Genomic DNA, 19,978 nt, shown 5'->3' with positions numbered 1-19,978 from the left:
CGACACGATATAACGACCTAACGGAACATTATGATGACAGGGAACACTCAACATTCCGTCACCTTTCACGGTCAACACCGCTTTCATTTTCTCCGAATCCCCGTCACGACTTGTCACGTCCTTGATCGATACATAAATTGGGGCTGTCCCATCCACTCCCTCGATCGGGGTACTTGTCCATGGAATACTATATTTATCTCGCGTATAATCTTCGCCTCCCCCGATTTCAAGAGTAGGATAAATCCCCATTTCAATACATGACTCCGGATTAAATCCCATATCTATATATTCTTCATATTCCGGATTCGGTATTATATCGGGAACTGTATTATCCAGCACCAATTTTACTTCCAAAGAATCAATCTCGTAACCAGCTTCTCCCGTGTTTAAAAAACCAATTGTCACATCCTGACAACCAATCAAGCCAAAGACTAACAATATGCCTATAATATTTTTCATAACCTCTCAATTAAATATGTCCTAATCTATACGAATAATTCAATGCATGCACCACACCATTTGTCGGCTGGATATCCGGAGAAGCCATTGGAATCTTTCCCCATTTAAAAGACCAGCATTTCAAAGATACCGACCCGGCATCCGGCACTCCTCCATAATCACTGCCTTCCCGGTAAGCAATAAAACGATTCCCAGCCAGACAAGTAATCCAGGTACCCCCATCCTGTCCCTCTTCATTGATTTCATATTTCTTGTTTTTATAAGCGATATCCGCTTTCAGGATTTTTCCTTTCGTAACATGTTTCAACAAGAATTCCCGGCATAACGATTGCGGAATTTCCGTTACCTGCGTGTAAACCGTTTCAATGTCTTCATTTTCTTGTGAATCAAAGATAAATCGTTGTATCGAATAGGAAGGAATTCCCCAAAAAGTGATCTCGGGCAAAGTATCCACCCTTCCCTCGAATAAATCCGTCAATCCCGCATGTTCGATCATTTGTACCGTTAGTTCCCAATTATATTTATCCGAACGCAGGTAATCCATTATATTACAATCGTGGTAGGGCGACGATACTCCCGTATTTATCACATTCTGTTGTGTACAAGCACTAAGCATGCCCACGAAACACATTATCAACAATATAGTTCTCATCATTTTAAATTCTAAATTCCACACTTCAAATTACATGTATCGCAACCAATATGAATTTTGGCGCATCAACGTATTCTTATTAAACGCACCACTTCCTATGGCGTTGAAGAAACATCCCTCCATGAAATCCTGATCGGAAGCTTTCCGAAAACCCTCTTCCAATTCCGTGCGCACGTACCCGTTCCGGATCACGTCATAATACCGGTACCCCTCCATCAGCAATTCTTTCTCCCGTTCCTTGAAAATAGCGTAACGCAAATCTCCGTCATATTCTGACGAGGAATATAATCTGGCATTGGCCCGGCGACGTATCGTGTTCAAATCTTCTATCGCCCCGGCTATATACTCTCCCCCCAAACGAGCCCGACACTCGGCACGCAACAGAATTATATCGGCCAATCGCCACCAGATCTTATTCTGGTTAATATTGGACCACCATTTTCCCCATCCATCTTCTTTGTAATACCCGTATCTCCATTTATAAGGATAAGCAAACCCTCCTGTTACTGCCACGCTATCCGGATGCGCCATTTCTTCAAATTTATAAAAATAAGCTTCCTTACGAGAATCTTCCCCTGGGAACATTTCCCGAACCGTGGATGTCTTGATTTTAAAAGTATTATACTCGTAATCAGACGATGTAGCAAGATTATTTATCGGCCAATTCTCGTAATCCTTCGCCGGGTTAAACTTCAACATTTCCCACATTCCACCCATTTCCACCCATTGATCCTTGTATACGGTCTCGAAGATACTCTCCTTACTGTCTCCAACCAATACCTCCGTGCAAACCTCCTCCGGGGAAGCTGCCAACTCGTATGCAGAAGAATCTATGACCCACGAGCAAGCCTTTTCCGCTCTCAACCACAATTCCCGCTCATCGTAATCTCTCTGATTCTCCCGGGCAAAATATTTTCCTCCAGCTTTCCAAGCACACAAGTGAGCTAACAGAGCGTTGGCAGCCCCTTTGCAGGGAGTTGATTTATAACGTGCCGCTTGCCCTTTTGAATCCTTGACATTAGCAAAATCAGGTAACATATCCACAGCTTGCTGGGCCGTCAGTATCGCGTAATCAGCAACCTCCGTCCATGTAGATTTTGCGATAGGTTTAGGTTCGACCTCGTCTTTAATCAACACGCACTCCCCCCATTCTTTCAGCAGGTCATAATACATAAACGCTTTCAAAAAATGCCCCTGCCCGGCATAAAAATCCTTCCGATCCCTTGTCAGATCACTATGTTCAGCCAAGTATATCGTCCGGTTTGCAATGGAAATCACGTTATAATGTTGTCCCCAATCGCCTGCGGGAATCACTTGCGGATCCAAATTTCGTCTTAGCGAAACGCCATAATCGCTCTCGTCAGAATAAGCCCCATTCACGTAATTTGAGCCATTATTATAATGCATCAACAAATAAGTTCTGATAATCGCTTGAGCACCCCGGACTGAAGCTTCCAATTCTTTCTCCGTCATGCTATTCCCATAAGTCAGAGAATTCTTCGGTTCCATTTCCAACAGATCCTCACACCCAACAACAAACCAAACACTTATGATTAAAAATATAAAGTATTTCATTGATCTAAAATTTAATGGTTAAACCCAAAGTAAACTTACGCGCCAAAGGATAATTATCACCTTGATCCATTCCCGTACGCACGTCCACAATCTCGGGATCAAGCCCGGAATAATTATGCCATGATAAAAGATTCTCCCCGCTCACGAAAAAACGGACTTGTTCCAACTTGCAGCTTTTCAAAACAACCCGAGGCAAAGTATACCCGATAGACAAGGTTTTCAGCTTTAACCAATTCACTTTTTCCACGTCCCGATCCGTTATCCCGTAATTCCCGACATCCTGATCCGTTTGCCATTGAGCATATTCCGCTCCAGAATCTCCCGGTTGCTGCCAAAAATGCCGTTTATTCATATTTAGCAGGAAAGGATGCAAGATGTTATCAGGATAACTTGTCTTCAAAGAAGAACTGCTCTGGTTATTCACGATATGTCGTCCAATTTGGAAAGTAACAGACATATTCAAATCAAAATTCTTCCAACGCACCTCGTTCACGATTCCACCCGTCATCACGGGTAAAGCACTCCCCTGGTAGACCTGATCATTTCCATCTATCACGCCATCTCCATTCACGTCAATAAACTTGTAATCCCCCGGTTTATAAAATACATTTTTACTTCCATTATTCAAATAAGAACTGATTCCCGCATTATTATACGTAACAGGTAATTCTTCTTGTTCATTCACGAACCCATCCGTCGCCAACGTGTATATCCCGTTCAATGCTTTTCCGATAATCCCGATCCGACGAATATCCTCTCCGGTATACGATTTTTCAAATCGGTTCCAGTTCTTGGCCCCATTGACCGATATTTTCCAGTATAAATCCTCATTTCGGAAAATCTCGTACCGCACCAACAACTCAATCCCCTCGTTCGATACCGCCGCCGCGTTTCTCCATTGCATGGCAAAACCGTTATAATCTCCCGGCAAATCAATCGGCCACAATTTGTCACTTGAATAACGATAGTAATAATCCAAAGTCAATCCCAACCGGTAATCAAACATATCCATATCCAAGCCGAAATCATACTGATCTGTCTTCTCCCAGGACAAATCTTCATTGTACCGTCCGTTACCCCAGGACAACGTGCTTTCTCCCATAAACGGCTGTCCGGAATACAACGTACCTAATGCCAAATAACATTCCTCGAAATGCATCCCGGAACGTCCCCAACTAGCACGGAATTTTCCGAAACTCAACCATCCCAAATTATCTTTGACAAAGTTCTCTTCACTAAAGTTCCATCCCGCTGCAATGGAAGGAAAAGTTCCCCAGCGATTTTTCGCCCCGAAAGTAGAACTTCCATCCCGGCGAAAGCTCGCGGAAATAAAATACTTTTTCCGATAATCATACTCCAAACGGGCAAACCAAGACAACAAAGACTTTTCTTTCATATCCGATTGGTAAGCTTGCATGGGAAGGATTTCCTTGTAACCATATACCTCTTTTTCCGCCAAGGTCGGGAAACCATCGGGAACATACTGAATCTTGTCACTCGGTGAATTTTTCCCGCTTCCCCCGTTATATTCCTCCTGATCATACTGGTAAGAAAATCCCGCCAAGAAACTAAACGTGTGTTCTTCTTTGAACATCTTCGTGTAATTCAACATGCTTTCACTCAAGGCCATCAAGTTAATTCCGGTCTCCCCGATACTCACGGAATGCCCGTCCACATCCAAATAAGAAGGAGAAAAATAATGGCGACGATGAATAGAATAATCTGCAGCAAGTGAAGTAGATACATTCAAACCTTCCAATACGTCATAACCGATCTTAATATTGGCCCGTCCTCGCACGGAACGATTTTTTTCCTTTACTCCCTGAAGAGATTTCAAGACTTCATCCCACACGACACTCCCTTTACCCGGTAGTAAAGTGGTCAATTCAAAAGGATCCCCGGGAATGACATCTACGTTCGAGCTGGTTTGAAAACCTTCCATCTGGTTCTCGGAACTCCTTTTCCGGTTCGTCAACGAAAGGTAAAAACGTAAATCCACGTTCAAACGATTAACCGGGGTGACATTCAAATTTGTCGTTAAATCAATACGATTGAACCCCGTACCTTTCAACACACCCGATTCGTCATAATACCCCAAGCCGATTCCATAATTCATCCTTTCCGATCCGCCATAAGTTTGGATATTCGCATTGGTCACCTTTCCCGTCTCAAAATACATCGGGAAAAAGTTTGTCGCATGATTATAAAAGGCGTTCAAACTATCCTGCAAAACGATACCATCACTTACTTGTGAATCTTTTTTAGGATAAAACCAATCCAACGCAGACAACCGGTTCCGTTCCATTTCGGTCAAAGAAGTCGGATATTTATATTGTCGGTTCTCCCAATCCAGATAAGCCTGCGGCATATTACGCAATGCTTTCAGCCGCCACCACCGTTCCTCCCGGCCGGTCATCATGGTCGGCAATTTCGGCAACACGCTCCATGTTTGCGACACGTTCACAGAAAACGTAGCTTCCTGATTTGCACGTCCCTTTTTAGTTGTCACGATAATCACACCGTTAGCAGCCCGCGAGCCGTAAATAGAAGCCGCGGAAGCATCTTTCAACACCTGCACGGATTCTATCATATCGGGGTTAATCTCCGCCAGCAGGTTGGTTCCCGTGATCGGCGAGGTAAAAGAATTCAAAGGCACGCCATCAACCACCCACAAGGGATTCGAGAACTGGCGACTTTTCTGCTCCACGTCCAACGAATTATATCCCCGGATCGTGATGATCGTCCCCCCACCTCCCGGGGCGCCGGTAATATTCGTCACGTCCATTCCCGCCACTCGTCCCTGTAACAAACTAGCTATACTTGTTGCGGGTATTCCCCTTAGCTCATCAGCTTTAATCACCGATATCGCCCCAGTTGCCTCCCGACGGGTCGTCGTTCCGTAAGCAACTACCACGGCCTCATCCAACGCCTGCACGTCCTCCTGCATCACCACCAGGATCGTATCTCTCGTGGCCGCTGAAAAACTAACTTTCTGGGATTTATAGCCCACAAAAGAGAATTCCAACACGCCCTTCGTTAAAGGCAAAGCCAGGATAAAAATCCCTTTCGTATCAGTTGCCGATCCCAAATTTGTTCCCTCCAGCTTTACCGTCACCCCCGGCATTGAAATCCCGGCCTTATCTGTCACTTTCCCGACGATTCGGATATTTTTCCGGACAGAGTCTACCACCACCCGATACGCGGGCTTAATGATCACCATGTCGTCAATATATTCCCACGTGAAATCTTTTCCTAGAATACGCCGGAGTACATCATCAATTTTCACGTTTTTCACGTTAAGAGTGATCTCTCGATTCACATTCACTTCATTGAAACTGTAAAAGAAATCAAGTTGCGTCTGTCGTTTCAACTCGGAGACCACCTTAACAAAAGAGACTCTTTCCACGTTCAATGTCACCGTTTGTTCTTGCGCCCGCACGGATGCCGATAACGTGAACACGAACCCGAATACCAACAATAAAGTTAATTTCATGATTAGAAAAATTTTAGCACGCTGATTTTTAAACGGAATCCACGTACCCGTTCGATTTTTTTTCATACTTTTGCAATAAGAGTTAAACAAACTTCCTTCAGGGATCGCGAGTCCCTTTCGGAAAAACTTTTTACACCGGGGATTGTTGCCACAATTCCCGGTGTCTTTTATCTACTAGCCGATTCCCGAACCGTCACCACTCGACCGCTCAAATCAAATTTAACACGGGTCGTCTTCTCGATAATCGAGAATATTTTATTTGCCGTGTATTCTTTATTAATCACCCCGGCGAAAGCGTAATGTTTCAACTTCTCGGAAGTAAAGAAAAATTCAATATCATACCACCGCTGCAACTGGGCGGCAATCTCCTCAAGCGTGGCCCCTTCAAAATAGAATTTTCCGTTGATCCAAGAAGTATAAATTGACACGTCGACCTCTCTCGTGGTGAAATATCCGTCCCTCCATTCCGCCTGTTCTCCCGGCGCAATAATTTCACCCAGTCCGGTCAGCCGATCGCTCACTTGAACCCGTCCACTTGCAAGCGTTGTCCGGATAGACTTTTCCGAGGCATAAGCATTCACATTAAAGCTCGTACCCAACACCCGCACGTCCAACTCTCCCGTTTCCACGATAAAAGGCATCAAAGCATCCTTTGCGATCTCGAAATACCCCTCTCCTTCCAAATACACCCGTCGTTCAGTCCCGACAAAACGAGTCGGGAAACGAAGCCTCGACTCCGAATTCAGATACACTTTCGACCCATCAGCCAGTATCAATTGATACTCTCCTTTCCGGGGAACCACAATCGTGTTAAATTCAACCGTTGTTGAATTTGTCATCACCTGTTCGTACCTCACGCTTTTAGAGGAATCAAGCCGGATTCGTACATTCCCCTTATCCAACGTGGTATCGCCTACAAGCAACGACAAGTCTATCTTTTCACCCTTGTCCATGATCAACACGGCACGAGGTGTTCCCGCTTCTATGATGGGAATACGATCTGCCAAAACGACTTCCGGATATTCCCGCGAGATCAACCACAAAATTCCACATACCATCAAGGGTAAAACCACCGCCGCCACCCAACGCCACACGGGAACACGTTTCCGACTCTCCCCCTGTCCCCGGTATCCCTCGACCACCCGCCACATCTTTGCCCGATTCATAACCAAATCATCCTGTTTCATCATCCCGACATCCCGCAACACCCGCCTTACTCCGGCAAAATCTTCTTCCTTCCACACCTTTTCCCATTCCGCATCACCCGGTTTTATTTTTCCTTCCAGTATTGCTCTCAACCATTCTTTCTCGTCTTTTGTACTCATACGCTCTCTTTTAATGGCATCATCGTTATTGTTTTCATTTTTCTATTCGTAAAGCGAGAAGAACATGAATTAGGGTGAAAAAAGAAAAGTTTTTTTTCAAAAACTCATTATTTTCTATCCCCACACCGCTTTTTAGCCCGCCGGTAACTATGATAGCAACCAAAACCGACGCCTATCACCAAGTCGGAGATGTTACTTCCTACATTCAAGGGATTCCTCAAGAGGCCACTCAACTCCTGAAGGCGACATGTATTTATATAACAATTGAAATTCATACCATAAGTACGATTAATAAAGGTCGACAGATAGGTCCGGTTCGTGTGCAGGCATTTCGCCAGATCAGTTATTTTCAAGTCCGGATTCAAATAAGGTTTTTCCTCCTGGATATATTTCTCAAACTTTCCTCGATCTAAAATAGACGACTTCCTAGAAACACCCGTAACAAATTCCGATGAAACATCTTCCATCAGGTATAAAGAATAATTCCCGGCAATAATATGATAAGACAATATCGTGTATTGCGCCAGAAGAATCAAGACAGGAATAAAATCAAGCCAGTAACTCTCGGCAAACAAGGGGGCCAACAGAGGCATGCACAATGAAACCAGAAACAAAAACAACACCACTCCCAACCAACGCAAAACGAAAGGTTTCTCGTCATTCAATCGCTTTTGGTAACGCGAAAGCCGAAATAATCCCAACAACGTATAACAAAGACAAAACAAGAAAGAAACCGGCAACTTGGAAGTAAAGAAACGAGCAAAACAAAAGTAACTATCTTCCAACGGGCTATCCTCCGCAACAATAGCAACCTGAACATCAAAAGGTATAAAAAAACTCCACACCAGAAGAACCGCCGGGATCAAGACGGGCAACAGGTAATGAAGCATAGGAAATCGCTCGGAACGATCAATCCGTGTCAAGCAAAAAACAACGTGATAAAAAATCACCGAAAAAACAATAAATGAAAAATAACATAACGCGTTAAGGTAAACAAAAAAACTGGGAGACCAAGCGTAAATAATCACGCAAAGCCACCCGAAAGCGGCTGAAAGATATAAAAAGCACAAAACCCGTTTCAAGTAACGTTCCTCCCGCCGCACGCTATCCTTATACGTAAAGATCATCAACAAGCAACAAGTAAACGCTGAAATTACCGGAAACAGATACGTAAGAACCGATATCAATGTTTGCATACTCATACGTATCACAAATATATCAAAAAAATAAACAACAACATCCTGAAATACAACTACATTAATTTCACCACGTTCGTGCATTTCGTACGAAAAACTCATCCAGCAAGCCCATTTCGTACGATTTGGGATATCTATTTTTATTCATTTTGTACGATTTGCACGTTCGATTTATATCATTTACACGCCGATTCGTTCATCTTTATTCTAACTTTATCGACAAACAATGAACAATAAACACCACGCTAAAATTTACGCACATGAAGAACAATAATTTATTCGAATTAAACCTTGACGAATTACTCTGGAAATGGGATATTATTGATTTCTGGGCCCTCCCGCTCCACCAAAAAGGTCATAAACCACAACTGAAAAAAGAAGAAAAAGAGAGAGAGAAAAACACGCCCCCACAACAACCAAATGAAAAATAAATTCACTTGGCCCTCTTCGTCTTCAACTCCACCAGCCAAGCCAAAGCAATGCCGATCAATGCTCCCACCGTAGCCTCGCTAAAACGCAGCACTCCATTTTCAAGAGGCGAGAGCGAAGGTGACATTTGCGAAATAATCAGGATAATAACCAAAGTAATGGTAGCCATTCGACCATTATCCGGAATCCCGAACAACATACATAAGATATCTAACAAAAACACGGTAACAATCATGCCTAAAAGCGTGAAAGGGAAACAAACCAAATAGATGTAAGCGATCACGGCCCCAATAAATGTTCCCAACACCCGCAACCATCCTTGATGGATGGAAGTCTTCACATCCTCTTGCAACACAACCACGGCTGAAATCGTGGCCAACATAGCTCCCATCCATCGGGATTCCATGTGAAAATGGCCGGTAAGATAAGCCCCTACCAGGTAAGATAGGAGTACAGCCACCCCTTTAGCCAAGGCCATTAAAGGATCTACGGGATGAAATATCTTTTTCAAATTGAACTTCATAAAAGCCAGATTTACTCTTTTTTACCGTTCTCCCGGAAGAAAAGTTTCAACCTAACGCTCTACATCTTCCCTGAAAAAAGAATTACATAATATCAACATGAAATTCTTATGCTGATCACCGAATTCGGATTTGATTTTCTTGTAAGCCACCTTTACTTGGGTCTTCACCGTATTCACGGATACCCCTAACTGTTCGGCCACATCTTTGTAACTCAACCCCTCGACACATCCTAGAATAAAAATTTCCTTGCACTTGGGGGGCAAGCTAGCCATCACAACTTGCAGTCGCCTATACAATTCTTCAAGATTCTCGGAATCCTCGCTTGATTCCTCCCCGGAAGCCATCATTTCTCGCAGGTATCGCTGCTCCACCTCTGCGTGAAGCTTACGATCAATACAGGAATTCTTGACAGAACGACTCAGATAAGCGTAAAGAGAACCGGAATGGGTAATCTTCGCCCGATTCACCCACAAATAAATGAACGTGTCCTGCACGATGTCTTCCGCCTCCGCCCGATTCCCGACAAAACCTAACGCGTAAAGGTATAACCGTTCCGAGTAAGACTCGAAAAAAGAATTGAATGCACACCAATCCCCCTCCTGCATTTTCCGAAACAAAATTAACTCATCCTGCATAGGCCACCTTTCCTTATTGAAAGCAAAAATAATGATTCTCTTTATATTTTATACTCTCGTGTCCGGAAAAATAGGGAAAAGTCGGAAATAAGGCCAACGGGAGATCATTACCTGAATATATCCCAAGTATTTCAATGGCTCTACCTTGAAAATTCTGCAACACTCTGCCAACAATTAATATTTATTCCATCGAAAAGTTTCAAAAGGAATCAGAATCTTTTATATTCACATTTTTATTGACTATCGTTCGTTAATAAATTTGTTAAACTGAATAACGTAAGTTCGGGATAAGAGAATCTCTTTTCAAGTAGAATCGCAGTCTAAATAAAAATACCTTTTTTTGTAATATCAATGATATATAATGTGTTAAATGATATATCATCATTTTTTTGGGGGTAACCCGAACTCATATCTAACGGAAAGACTAAGAAATTTACTTTCGTGATATTACTCAAATCTAACCGAAATAAAGGAGTAATTTAATCCAAATAATCTCACTCCCACAGAACTCATTCAAAGTTTATTCGAGGCTCACGCATTACGGGATGCCTAAGCTCTGAATAAGCTTCGAATGAGCTTCGAATAAGGGGGATTATTTCCCTAGGATTTCTGTAGGATTTCCCTTAGTTTTATTATAAAAATGCCAGCATCTGACACATTTGAATGGACAGGGATCAGTTTCCCGAATTCGCCCCCGCTTCATGTCTGCCGTAACCAACGGATACTGATCTACAAGACCTTTGAAGGACTTGCCACCCATGGAAAAGGTTCCATGGGATGATTCTTTGGGTTCAAGTTGTACTTGATAATCAACAATAAAAACTATTCTCTTTCACAATAAACGCCAAATTCAGCAATTGACGGAGTCGTACTTGCTTCCAATATCGTGATTCGTACAGCATCTCCCCACACCTCTTTGAAACGATGAATCTTTACACGATGTTCTACTGGAGCTTTCCCCTCATAAATAGTTTTCCATGTGCCATTTACACGATATTCCAAACGATATTCTTGCAAACCATCATTCATTCTATCGGTTATAACAATCATATTAAAAGGTTTTTCACGTTCAAAGGTTACAGTGTACCAAGGTATTTTCACGTTAACATTCGAGTTCCAGCATGTATTAAAATTATCGTCATTGGCAAAATCCATAATAGCATAATCGCTACTCCAAGAACTTTCAGTCGGTTGATTTTTTGCGATATTAGAAGAAATGATCGGTTTTTCTGTCTCCGGTAATAGAGGTTGTTGATCATTATTTTTCCAAAGTTTTCCAATCTCTTTTAATGCTTTCAAGGCATTTTTGTCAATGAGTCCTTCCCGGTTTGGAGCGACATTCAATATAAAATTACAATACACGTTTCCCATCGGAATGATGTTGTCATACACGATTTGTTCAGCTTTTTTCACTTCCGTTGTCGGGAAACTCTCTTTCCAAAACCAGTTAGCCTGCAGAGGGAAACAAGATAATGCCGGCAATCGATTTGATTCTTTTGAAATATGTTGCCCTGCACCTTGTTCATATGACTTTATGTCGGTATAGAACAACGCTTCGGCAGGATATTTGGCAGCATTCAAATCCATAACCAAGCAATTAGGTTGAATGGATTTTACAAAACGATAAATATCTTCAAAAGGGATTTCATCGTATGAAATACGAGACCACGGAGCATCCCATCCATCTATAATTAAGGCCGAGATCTCACCGTAATTTGTAAGCAGTTCACGAAGTTGTTGCTTGATCATCTCCACATGTGCCGGAACAATGTGATGTGGACGCAAGTGAGCATGCATGTCAAGGATCGAATAATAAAGCATCACTTGAAGCCCTTCTGCTCGAAATGCCTCCACGAATTCTTTCACCACGTCTCGTTTAAGCGGACTCCTCATAACGCTATAGTCCGTTGTTTGCGTGTTCCAAATACAAAAACCGCTATGGTGTTTTGTCGTTAAGCAGCCGTAACTCATTTTAGCGGTCTTTGCCGCTATCGCCCACTGCCGACAATCCAATTTTACAGGGTTAAAAAGCATCGGATCCGCATCGGGATCTGGCCAATCTTCATTAAAATAAGTCGGCATGTTGAAATGGATAAACATTCCGAAACGCAAATTCACGAACTCTTGTTGCAATTGATATAACGATTTGTTTTGAGCTGTTACATACACGACTGAAATCAGCTCAATAAATATTATAAATATTTTTTTCATCATAATGTTTACAATCCAAACATTTAAAGAGAAAGTGTGTCGAAACACACCTTCTCCGTTTTGTTTTATTAAATAATTTTTATTGGAAGTCGGCAATTTTACTACCACGGAGCTCCACTTCCGCCTGCATTGCTAAAATTACCATATTTAAATATGACTTGTTTAATTTCTCCGATTTCGATGTCATCAGGAGATTCGTACATTTTTCCTGTAGTCCAAGGGTTTTCTGATCCTAACACTTCATTTACCGTGTAGAAGATATAGAATTTTCCACTTTCCAAGGCAATCAACAATCGATCTCCGTTATAATCCGGTCTCAAATGAGTGACGTTATGATCAAAATCATGGATTTTTTTCACAATTTGTCGTATGCGATTACCTTCATTTCTAAATTCGCAATAATACAACGATTTTCCTTCGGCAAAATACATAAAATTTCCATTCCCTAACATGGCGTATACGGTTTGCTCTGAAACGATGTCCGATGCGTCAAATTTCCATTTACTTTGATTTGAGACTCGAACTGTTGTAGAATTATAGTCCTTTGCCAAAGTAAATTTCTGGACATAATATTCGCAATCTTTTTTGAAAATACATCTGAAGGTTGCAGAACCATAAGCGGTTGCTTCACAAGTTGCCCATACCAAAGAGAACTCTCCAAAGTTATTCAAATTTATAAATTTTTCGTAATCAGAGGAATTATCATCAATAACACCTTGCTTTCCGGCAGCTGCATCCGTATTCGTCGCAAATGCAACGAAGCGGTTGTTTGTTTTGTCATGCATCAATTGTAATCCACTCCAAAAATAAGGTACTTGAAAAACTTGGTCAATATATGTATTTTTCTTATCAAAATCGAACGGCAAGTTCAAGAAACGAGTCAAATGAAATCCGTTACCTTGTGTTGATTGAGGATGTATGTAGCGAGTATAAACATTTCCATCATTCCCAACCATCAAATCTACGACATTTCCAAACACCATATATTGGGGTGTCACACCTGCCGGATAACCACCATAAAATTCTTCATCCAAGGATACCACTTTATTGAACAATCTACCATCCAAAGATATGCATCCTCCCTCTTGCTGAAAGATCAATAATTCATCCCCTCCTCTATTGTCTATCGTGTAGTTTTCCGCTATAAAATAAGGTCGTTTCCCTAACGGATCATTAGCAAACAGAGACGAATAGAGGTTTAAGAATGGTGTATAATAATAGGGTTTGTCATTTGGTTTTTCCAATCTCAAATAGTGTAAATCGGTTGATCCATCTCTTTTTTCTGCCAAAATAAGATACCCATATTTATATGGAGAATCGACCTGCAACGCTGTGCTATTGAAATACACTTGTCCAGAACGAATATCTGTCACATACAAATACAAAGTAAATGATTTACATACTCCTTGGTGTGTATATTTTAACACACGATCATGAGATATTGTTGTTGTATCTAACTTCCAGGTATATTCATAATCTAGAGTATCTGTCGAATATTCAAAAGTCAATTTAGGTTCAACTTCCACCTCTTCACCGAGATAAGCAAATATCGTATACGAGTTTTCAGGTTTTATGTCCACTTTGACCTCACGAACATCCGCATAATTATAATTTCCTTTATCTTCGTAACAGCCGTTTAACAGCCATAAAAAAAGGATTCCTAAGAATATAGTTGCAATTTTCATCTTTTGTATCTATTTATTAACCACCAATTACAGAAACAGTCATCTTGGTATAGTCATCATCCTCGTACACCGTGTTACCCAATTCTTCTTGCTCATTCAGGTATTTTCTCAAGAGTAATGCGTTATAACGACAAGTTATAGCATCATCCGAATCGAGCTCGCCAATTCCAGTAACCTGAATAAATAGACGATATTTTTTATCCGAATAGGAACCCAGATAAGAGTTTACAATTGTAGAATTCCACCAACCCGGTTTTGAAATTATATCGTTTATCCAAAGGATTCTAGCACGACAAGAAGTTTGCCCAAGAGCCAAATCATCGGTCGGCTCCAAGCGAACGGCCAAGCGAACCGGCGTGGTTTGCAAGTCCGGGGTACGGATGAATTTTATGTTCACGTTGCTACTTATTTCATTTTTCTCCAAAATCCAACGCTCCGGTAAAATGTAGTGATTAGAAGTTGCCGTGGTATAATCATCAATCACAGTTACCCGATATTCTCGATCCCACTCTACCGGATCGCCAACTAGTTTTACACCCAGTGCATATTCTACGGTATCTTTATTCGGGTGGAATGTAAACGAAAATTCAACAGAATCAACCATGCTCCGAGTGAATTGGATATAAGCTTTATCACTATATTTCATGATATGATCTCGTTCACAAGCCGAAAAGAAACAAAAAATTCCTAATATCAATAATATTCGTTTCATAGTTCTTTTGCTATCAATTAATAAGATATTTCATTATTGGGATATTCCGCAGTGAATTTTTCAGCTGACATCGGAATATCGCGATCACCATTAAAGACATCGTGATTCAATCTCTTGTACATAAAAAATGTTTGCCCTTCTGTCAATCCTTCCCGAATCATTTCATTTACCAATTTTTCTTTCAAGCTTGCAGCATCATCAGGCAACGCACGTTCTATGATTCCACGCTGAATACGCAAGGTCTCAAATAGAGTTTTCGCTTCATCCAAATGATTTTGGTTGATCAAGCATTCAATCAAAATATGATACATTTCTGTAAAACGAATTATTGGAATCACCGGACATTGATAATTAATAACATTGGTCACCTGTGACGTTGTGTTATTTGAAGAAGCGATAGGACGTTCCCACACAATATAGCGTTCATTTCCATTATAACGATTGTAGAAACCCTTATAACGATAATCGCTCGTTTCCATTCCAAAAAGTTTTCCCATCTCTTTCATTTTAAAATAAGAGTCATAGGTAGCTGCAGACTCGAAATTGTTTAAATTTTCCCGATTATAAAAGCCTAAACAAAGTTCTTCCCAACGTTTCGGATCCGAATATTCCGGAGTGGCATCTAGATTTCCATGGCCGTTAGCCGTAGTCCACTTAAACCACCCTGCATCAACGAATTGTTTTATATTATTTGCATTTTTATAGGCTTTCTCCTCATTTCCTATCCACATATATATACGAGCTAACAACGCAGTTGCTCCCCAATAATTCATCCGAGTCCCCCGATAGTTTAAGAAATCATCTCCCAAAGATATGGCATGAGATGACCACGGAAAGCGGTGCTGACGTTGTTTTGTCCAAGATTCAAATTTTAACGTATCTAGAGGTCCTAATACTCGTTGAGCAAATTCCATATCCGAGACGATATTCTCAAGTACTTGACTCATCGTCATCCGAGTCGGTTGGTGATCTGGATATTGGGTTACATAAGGAATCGCTAGCGATTCCATATTTCCATTACTGGGAACCGGACAAAACAATCGCAACATATCAAAATGTAACAAAGCTCGCAAGCCGTGCATTTCAGCTAAAATCAGTTGCTTTTCAATGTCTTTATTATTGAAAAAAGTACTATCTTTTTTCTCTACTTCTTGAATAATATTGTTGCAGCTAGCAATTACATTATACGCTTTCGCCCAGATATTTTCTGTTACACTTTGGACACTCGAGTTCTTCCAATTGTATTTAGCGGCCTCTGCCAATTCTGTAGGCAATCCATCTTGTCGATAATTTCCGGCTAAAGCACTTGCAAATCCCCACGTTAGATTTTGACCGTACAAACCTGTTACAGCGATATCTTCATAGACGCCATTTACAGCCATTTGTACTCCCGTATAATCTCCAAAGATTTCTTCTTGAAGCAACACGTTGTCGGATTTTATGTCCAACCAGTCATTGCATGAAGTTAAAATACTTATGGATAACAAACACGCTATTGATATTTTTGTTTTCATTTCATATTATATTTAGATTAGAAACTTGCGTTTAACGTGAATGTGAAAGTTCTGGCAAACGGATAACTTAACCCCATTTCTCGTTTAATAGAGGAAATAGTGGTAATATCATTCATACTAAATTGAAGCCTTAACATATCGAAACCAATACGTCGAACTAGATCACGGTTAAAATCATATCCGACATTCAATGAATTAAATGTCAAGGTATTATTTTTTTGAACGAATCGAGATGTCGGGCGAGTAACGTAGTAACGATCTTTCAATGATTTCAAAGAAGTTACATCACCCGGGTTTTGCCAACGTTGAGAGAGCACGCGTCGATCAGCATTGTATCTCCACAAATTTACATTCTCGACGTTGTCTACCAAGGTTTGATTGTATTGATCACCACCAAATTCAAAAGTAAATGTGGTGTAAAGAGTAAAATTCAAAAAACGCACGTTTAATCCCAAAGACCCATTTCCCCAAGGTTCTGTATCACCAATTTTTTGCTGTTCATAAGTATCCCAATTATAGGTAATTGTTCCATCACGCATCAAATAAATTTCTTGTCCATCCGCAGGATTTATACCCAATGATTTCATTCCATAAATAGAGGTCGTAGAGTTTCCTACCTCGTATTTCATGACCGGTTTAGAGTATTTCTTATTATTATCCAACGTTCCCAACATACTTGTCAATTGTGAGTTCGGGTTTGCATTTACATATTTTCTAAAATGCTCATCTACACGATCATTATATTCTTCTAAAGCTTTGGATAATTTCAATATCTTGTTCTTATTATGCGAAAGAGAGGCGAACAAGACTACATCTAAGTTCTTTGAAGTGTAGGGTTTTACATTTAAGTAAAATTCCATTCCCCGGTTTTGGATTTCTCCGGCATTATCTTTGTAACTAGGAAAACCGGCAGAAGCGGGCAAAGATACATCCGTGATCCCGTCTATTGTTTTTCTATTATACCAGCCAATGCGTCCGTATAATATTCCACCCAAAACTCCAGCTTCCAAACCTAAATCCCAAGAAAGCGTTTTTTCCCAAGTCAATTGATCATTTCCCATCGCCATCAAGCTTGCACCGATTCCTGTCGGATACCACTGATCCAACTTGATTTCAAATGAATGGCGTGCTGCATAGGGCGGAAAATTTAATTTACCGGTTTGTCCATAAGTAGCTTTTACTTTCAACTGATCTAAAAATTTCCAATCTTTAGCAAAAGTATAATTGTGGACATTAATTCCAAAACCGGAAGACCAGAAGGGCCCCCATTTTTTATCGCTTCCGAATTCAGAAGAACCATCTGCACGGAAAGAAAGATCAAACAGGTAAATATCATTATAACTATAGTTCAACGTGGTAAAAAATCCAAGCAAACGAGTCTTATTATCTGTCACGGAAGGTTTCTCTACAATTTCGTAAGCATAGGAGATTGCATTACGTTTTGCATTTGGAAACCCTTTATAGGCAGATGACTCATACGAACTCTTATCTTCTTTCAAGTTAAGTCCCACGGAAAGATTAATATTATGTTTCCGAATGGATTGATTGTATGACGTGAATACATTCACATTCCAACCAAATTTTTTCGTTTCGCTCAAGTTACGTTCTCCTTTAGTAAAGGCAGATGCTGTCACACCATAGATTCCAGAAGCCGGATCGGTAAACTTATCGGTATCAGAGATATTATAATTCAATGCCAACTGTCCTTTTATTTGCCAAAAGTTGTTGAAATACCAATTGATTGTTAAGTTGTTGGTAAAATCTTTATAACCCGACCTAGAAAAACTTCCCATTTGAGCTTCATATAAAGGGTTCTTTTCTATTGTTCCTGTCAATCCATACGTTGGCAGAGTTTGTACATATTGTCCATCATCATCTTTCCAATTATCATACGGGTGACGACGAGCATAGTCGGAAAAAGAACCATATGGAGAATCTTGTGATTTATTCAAATCAAAAGAGACTTGATTTCTCACTTGAAATCCTTTATACCGATAATCCAACGAAATTCCTGCCCCCATTCGATCACGGTAAGATTTTTTCATTACACCGTTTTGGCTGTTGTAGCGCAAGTCAATTCCAAAACGAACGCTTTCACTTCCCCCTTCTACATAAAGACTGTGACTATGATTCACTTCCGTACGCAAAGGTTGCGATAGCCAATAGTTATCAACCCCTTTCGAAACAAGATTAGATTTTTGTAGATAGTACGTATTTTTAGTCATAATTTGCCACAGAGCATCAGTGCTAGTATCATTGGGATCATAATCAAATAATCCCGCGGCGACTTCAGCCTCTAAAGCCTCCTTTGCATTCATCAAATCATAAGAAGATAGATCCGGGGCGGTAATTGACAAATTTCCATTATAATTTATTTTCAGTTCTCCAGGAGAGGGAGCAACAGTCTCTATCACAATTACACCGTTTGAAGCACGAGAACCATAAATTGCTGTAGCTGCCGCATCTTTTAATATGGTGATACTAGCAATTCGGTTGATATCATAATCGTATACTTTTTCAACACTAACTTCAAAACCATCCAAAATGAAAATCGGAGTATTCGGATTATTTGTCAAAGCGAATCTTGTTACGTTGGAAGAAGACGATTGCATTTCATCCAACTCTTTTACACTTGTAATACCAGAACGTCCACGAACGTAAAACTCCGGCAACGTGTTCGGGTCTGATCCCATTTCATTATTTTTTACTAATCTTAATGATGGATCAAATACTGACAACGCTCCAATTAGGTTAGAAGAAGACACTTTTAAAATCTCATCACGTGTTACCGTTGTAGCCGACCCCGTAAAACTTGATTTCCGAATATTGGCATATCCCGTAACAACGACTTCCTCTACTTTCTTGACGTCTTCCCGCATTACAACATTTATCGTATCCCTACCAGCATATTTAACCTCTTGAGTTTCCATCCCCAAAAATGAAAAAAGCAATGAAAAATCTTTCATTTCCGGCAATGTCAAGGCATATTTACCATCCATATCGGTTGCCGTTCCTATGGTTAACCCTTTTACTAAAATCGTTACACCGGGTATAGGTTGTTTCTTTTCATCTGTTACTTTTCCACAAATTCGAATCTCTTTCTTTTTTTGTTCAACAGAAGCACGTGTAACAACAATTAAGTTATTTACAATTTCCCACTGATAGTCTTCTCCCAGCAACATTCCCAACACGTCTTCCAATTCCTTATTTTTTACAGAAAGAGACACTCGACGTCCAACATCTAGCGCATTGTCATTAAAAAAGAAGTACAAGCTAGTTTGTTTTTCCAAATCTTTCAACACGCTAGAAAGTAATTCATTTTCACATGTTAACGACACTTTTTGCTGCTGCGAAAAACTTGTCGCACTTACGTGTACCAAACACGCACACAAAATAAAAAATGTTAATTTCATGACACGAAGCATTTTTATTAACAAAAAACCTGATCGAGCAACGTGTAATTGCTTTTTTTTCATAAATTTGAATTTTTAAATTAGACAAACTTCGGCATTGTTGTCGTAATGCCGGATTGTAAAATCAATACCGATAGCAGCTACCAATTGATATC

At 40.6% G+C, this 19,978-nt stretch carries 14 protein-coding genes and 1 pseudogene; 2 read left to right on the top strand and 13 right to left on the bottom strand.

Annotated features, from left to right (window positions below):
• The 6 genes from DWW52_RS16620 to DWW52_RS16595 all read right to left on the bottom strand — a co-directional run.
• A partial coding sequence (locus tag DWW52_RS16620; protein ID WP_118716584.1) for a hypothetical protein occupies positions 1-459 on the bottom strand: 459 nt, incomplete at its 3' end.
• A gap of 10 nt (positions 460-469) precedes the next feature.
• On the bottom strand, positions 470-1,111 hold the full coding sequence (locus DWW52_RS16615) for a hypothetical protein (RefSeq protein WP_118716583.1): 642 nt from the start codon (positions 1,109-1,111) through the stop codon (positions 470-472).
• Between the two features lie 30 nt (positions 1,112-1,141).
• On the bottom strand, positions 1,142-2,686 hold the full coding sequence (locus DWW52_RS16610) for a RagB/SusD family nutrient uptake outer membrane protein (protein ID WP_118716582.1): 1,545 nt from the start codon (positions 2,684-2,686) through the stop codon (positions 1,142-1,144).
• A gap of 4 nt (positions 2,687-2,690) precedes the next feature.
• Complete coding sequence (locus DWW52_RS16605) at positions 2,691-6,179, bottom strand: SusC/RagA family TonB-linked outer membrane protein (protein WP_118716593.1); 3,489 nt, start codon at positions 6,177-6,179, stop codon at positions 2,691-2,693.
• Positions 6,180-6,346: 167 nt separating this feature from the next.
• Positions 6,347-7,504 carry a FecR family protein gene (locus DWW52_RS16600; RefSeq protein WP_118716581.1) on the bottom strand — a complete coding sequence of 386 codons (1,158 nt, stop codon included), beginning with the start codon at positions 7,502-7,504 and terminating at the stop codon, positions 6,347-6,349.
• A 107-nt stretch (positions 7,505-7,611) separates the two neighbouring features.
• Positions 7,612-8,700: a hypothetical protein gene (locus DWW52_RS16595; protein WP_148315390.1), complete on the bottom strand. Its 1,089-nt coding sequence runs from the start codon at positions 8,698-8,700 to the stop codon at positions 7,612-7,614.
• Positions 8,701-8,960: 260 nt separating this feature from the next.
• On the opposite strand from DWW52_RS16595, the gene DWW52_RS21060 reads away from it, so the two are divergent.
• A complete protein-coding gene (locus DWW52_RS21060) occupies positions 8,961-9,131 on the top strand; it encodes a hypothetical protein (RefSeq protein ID WP_158582643.1) in 171 nt (56 codons plus the stop codon).
• Between the two features lie 2 nt (positions 9,132-9,133).
• Here the strand turns inward: DWW52_RS21060 and DWW52_RS16590 are convergent, their stop codons facing one another.
• Together DWW52_RS16590 and DWW52_RS16585 are read right to left on the bottom strand one after the other, a co-directional pair.
• Positions 9,134-9,652, bottom strand: coding sequence for an aromatic acid exporter family protein (locus DWW52_RS16590; RefSeq protein WP_118716579.1), 519 nt, complete (start codon positions 9,650-9,652; stop codon positions 9,134-9,136).
• A gap of 51 nt (positions 9,653-9,703) precedes the next feature.
• Complete coding sequence (locus tag DWW52_RS16585) at positions 9,704-10,288, bottom strand: RNA polymerase sigma-70 factor (protein ID WP_118716578.1); 585 nt, start codon at positions 10,286-10,288, stop codon at positions 9,704-9,706.
• Positions 10,289-10,955: 667 nt separating this feature from the next.
• Between DWW52_RS16585 and DWW52_RS16580 the strand changes: the two are divergent.
• A pseudogene (locus tag DWW52_RS16580) lies at positions 10,956-11,066 on the top strand (transposase); the annotation flags it as partial.
• A gap of 44 nt (positions 11,067-11,110) precedes the next feature.
• Here the strand turns inward: DWW52_RS16580 and DWW52_RS16575 are convergent.
• The 5 genes from DWW52_RS16575 to DWW52_RS16555 all read right to left on the bottom strand — a co-directional run bounded on the left by DWW52_RS16575 (position 11,111) and on the right by DWW52_RS16555 (position 19,886).
• Positions 11,111-12,499, bottom strand: coding sequence for an alpha-L-fucosidase (locus tag DWW52_RS16575; RefSeq protein WP_118716592.1), 1,389 nt, complete (start codon positions 12,497-12,499; stop codon positions 11,111-11,113).
• A 101-nt stretch (positions 12,500-12,600) separates the two neighbouring features.
• On the bottom strand, positions 12,601-14,184 hold the full coding sequence (locus DWW52_RS16570) for a PKD-like family lipoprotein (RefSeq protein ID WP_118716577.1): 1,584 nt from the start codon (positions 14,182-14,184) through the stop codon (positions 12,601-12,603).
• Between the two features lie 16 nt (positions 14,185-14,200).
• Positions 14,201-14,896, bottom strand: coding sequence for a DUF4843 domain-containing protein (locus DWW52_RS16565; RefSeq protein WP_118716576.1), 696 nt, complete (start codon positions 14,894-14,896; stop codon positions 14,201-14,203).
• A 17-nt stretch (positions 14,897-14,913) separates the two neighbouring features.
• Positions 14,914-16,410 carry a RagB/SusD family nutrient uptake outer membrane protein gene (locus tag DWW52_RS16560; RefSeq protein WP_118716575.1) on the bottom strand — a complete coding sequence of 499 codons (1,497 nt, stop codon included), beginning with the start codon at positions 16,408-16,410 and terminating at the stop codon, positions 14,914-14,916.
• Between the two features lie 17 nt (positions 16,411-16,427).
• A complete protein-coding gene (locus DWW52_RS16555; protein WP_233556951.1) occupies positions 16,428-19,886 on the bottom strand; it encodes a SusC/RagA family TonB-linked outer membrane protein in 3,459 nt (1,152 codons plus the stop codon).
• Positions 19,887-19,978: the final 92 nt, after the last annotated feature.

The organism is Odoribacter sp. AF15-53 (genome assembly GCF_003479425.1).
Lineage (GTDB): Bacteria > Bacteroidota > Bacteroidia > Bacteroidales > Marinifilaceae > Butyricimonas.
The sequence above is the reverse complement of the archived record's forward strand: the minus strand, read 5'-3'. Positions and strand labels throughout refer to the sequence as shown.

What these genes read in the sequence shown, in the direction of transcription:
- DWW52_RS16615 (WP_118716583.1), bottom strand. Translation starts at nt 1,111, where the DNA reads ATGAGAACTATATTGTTGATAATGTGTTTCGTGGGCATGCTTAGTGCT.
- DWW52_RS16610 (WP_118716582.1), bottom strand. Translation starts at nt 2,686, where the DNA reads ATGAAATACTTTATATTTTTAATCATAAGTGTTTGGTTTGTTGTTGGG.
- DWW52_RS16605 (WP_118716593.1), bottom strand. Translation starts at nt 6,179, where the DNA reads ATGAAATTAACTTTATTGTTGGTATTCGGGTTCGTGTTCACGTTATCG.
- DWW52_RS16600 (WP_118716581.1), bottom strand. Translation starts at nt 7,504, where the DNA reads ATGAGTACAAAAGACGAGAAAGAATGGTTGAGAGCAATACTGGAAGGA.
- DWW52_RS16595 (WP_148315390.1), bottom strand. Translation starts at nt 8,700, where the DNA reads ATGCAAACATTGATATCGGTTCTTACGTATCTGTTTCCGGTAATTTCA.
- DWW52_RS21060 (WP_158582643.1), top strand. Translation starts at nt 8,961, where the DNA reads ATGAAGAACAATAATTTATTCGAATTAAACCTTGACGAATTACTCTGG.
- DWW52_RS16590 (WP_118716579.1), bottom strand. Translation starts at nt 9,652, where the DNA reads ATGAAGTTCAATTTGAAAAAGATATTTCATCCCGTAGATCCTTTAATG.
- DWW52_RS16585 (WP_118716578.1), bottom strand. Translation starts at nt 10,288, where the DNA reads ATGCAGGATGAGTTAATTTTGTTTCGGAAAATGCAGGAGGGGGATTGG.
- DWW52_RS16575 (WP_118716592.1), bottom strand. Translation starts at nt 12,499, where the DNA reads ATGAAAAAAATATTTATAATATTTATTGAGCTGATTTCAGTCGTGTAT.
- DWW52_RS16570 (WP_118716577.1), bottom strand. Translation starts at nt 14,184, where the DNA reads ATGAAAATTGCAACTATATTCTTAGGAATCCTTTTTTTATGGCTGTTA.
- DWW52_RS16565 (WP_118716576.1), bottom strand. Translation starts at nt 14,896, where the DNA reads ATGAAACGAATATTATTGATATTAGGAATTTTTTGTTTCTTTTCGGCT.
- DWW52_RS16560 (WP_118716575.1), bottom strand. Translation starts at nt 16,410, where the DNA reads ATGAAAACAAAAATATCAATAGCGTGTTTGTTATCCATAAGTATTTTA.
- DWW52_RS16555 (WP_233556951.1), bottom strand. Translation starts at nt 19,886, where the DNA reads ATGAAAAAAAAGCAATTACACGTTGCTCGATCAGGTTTTTTGTTAATA.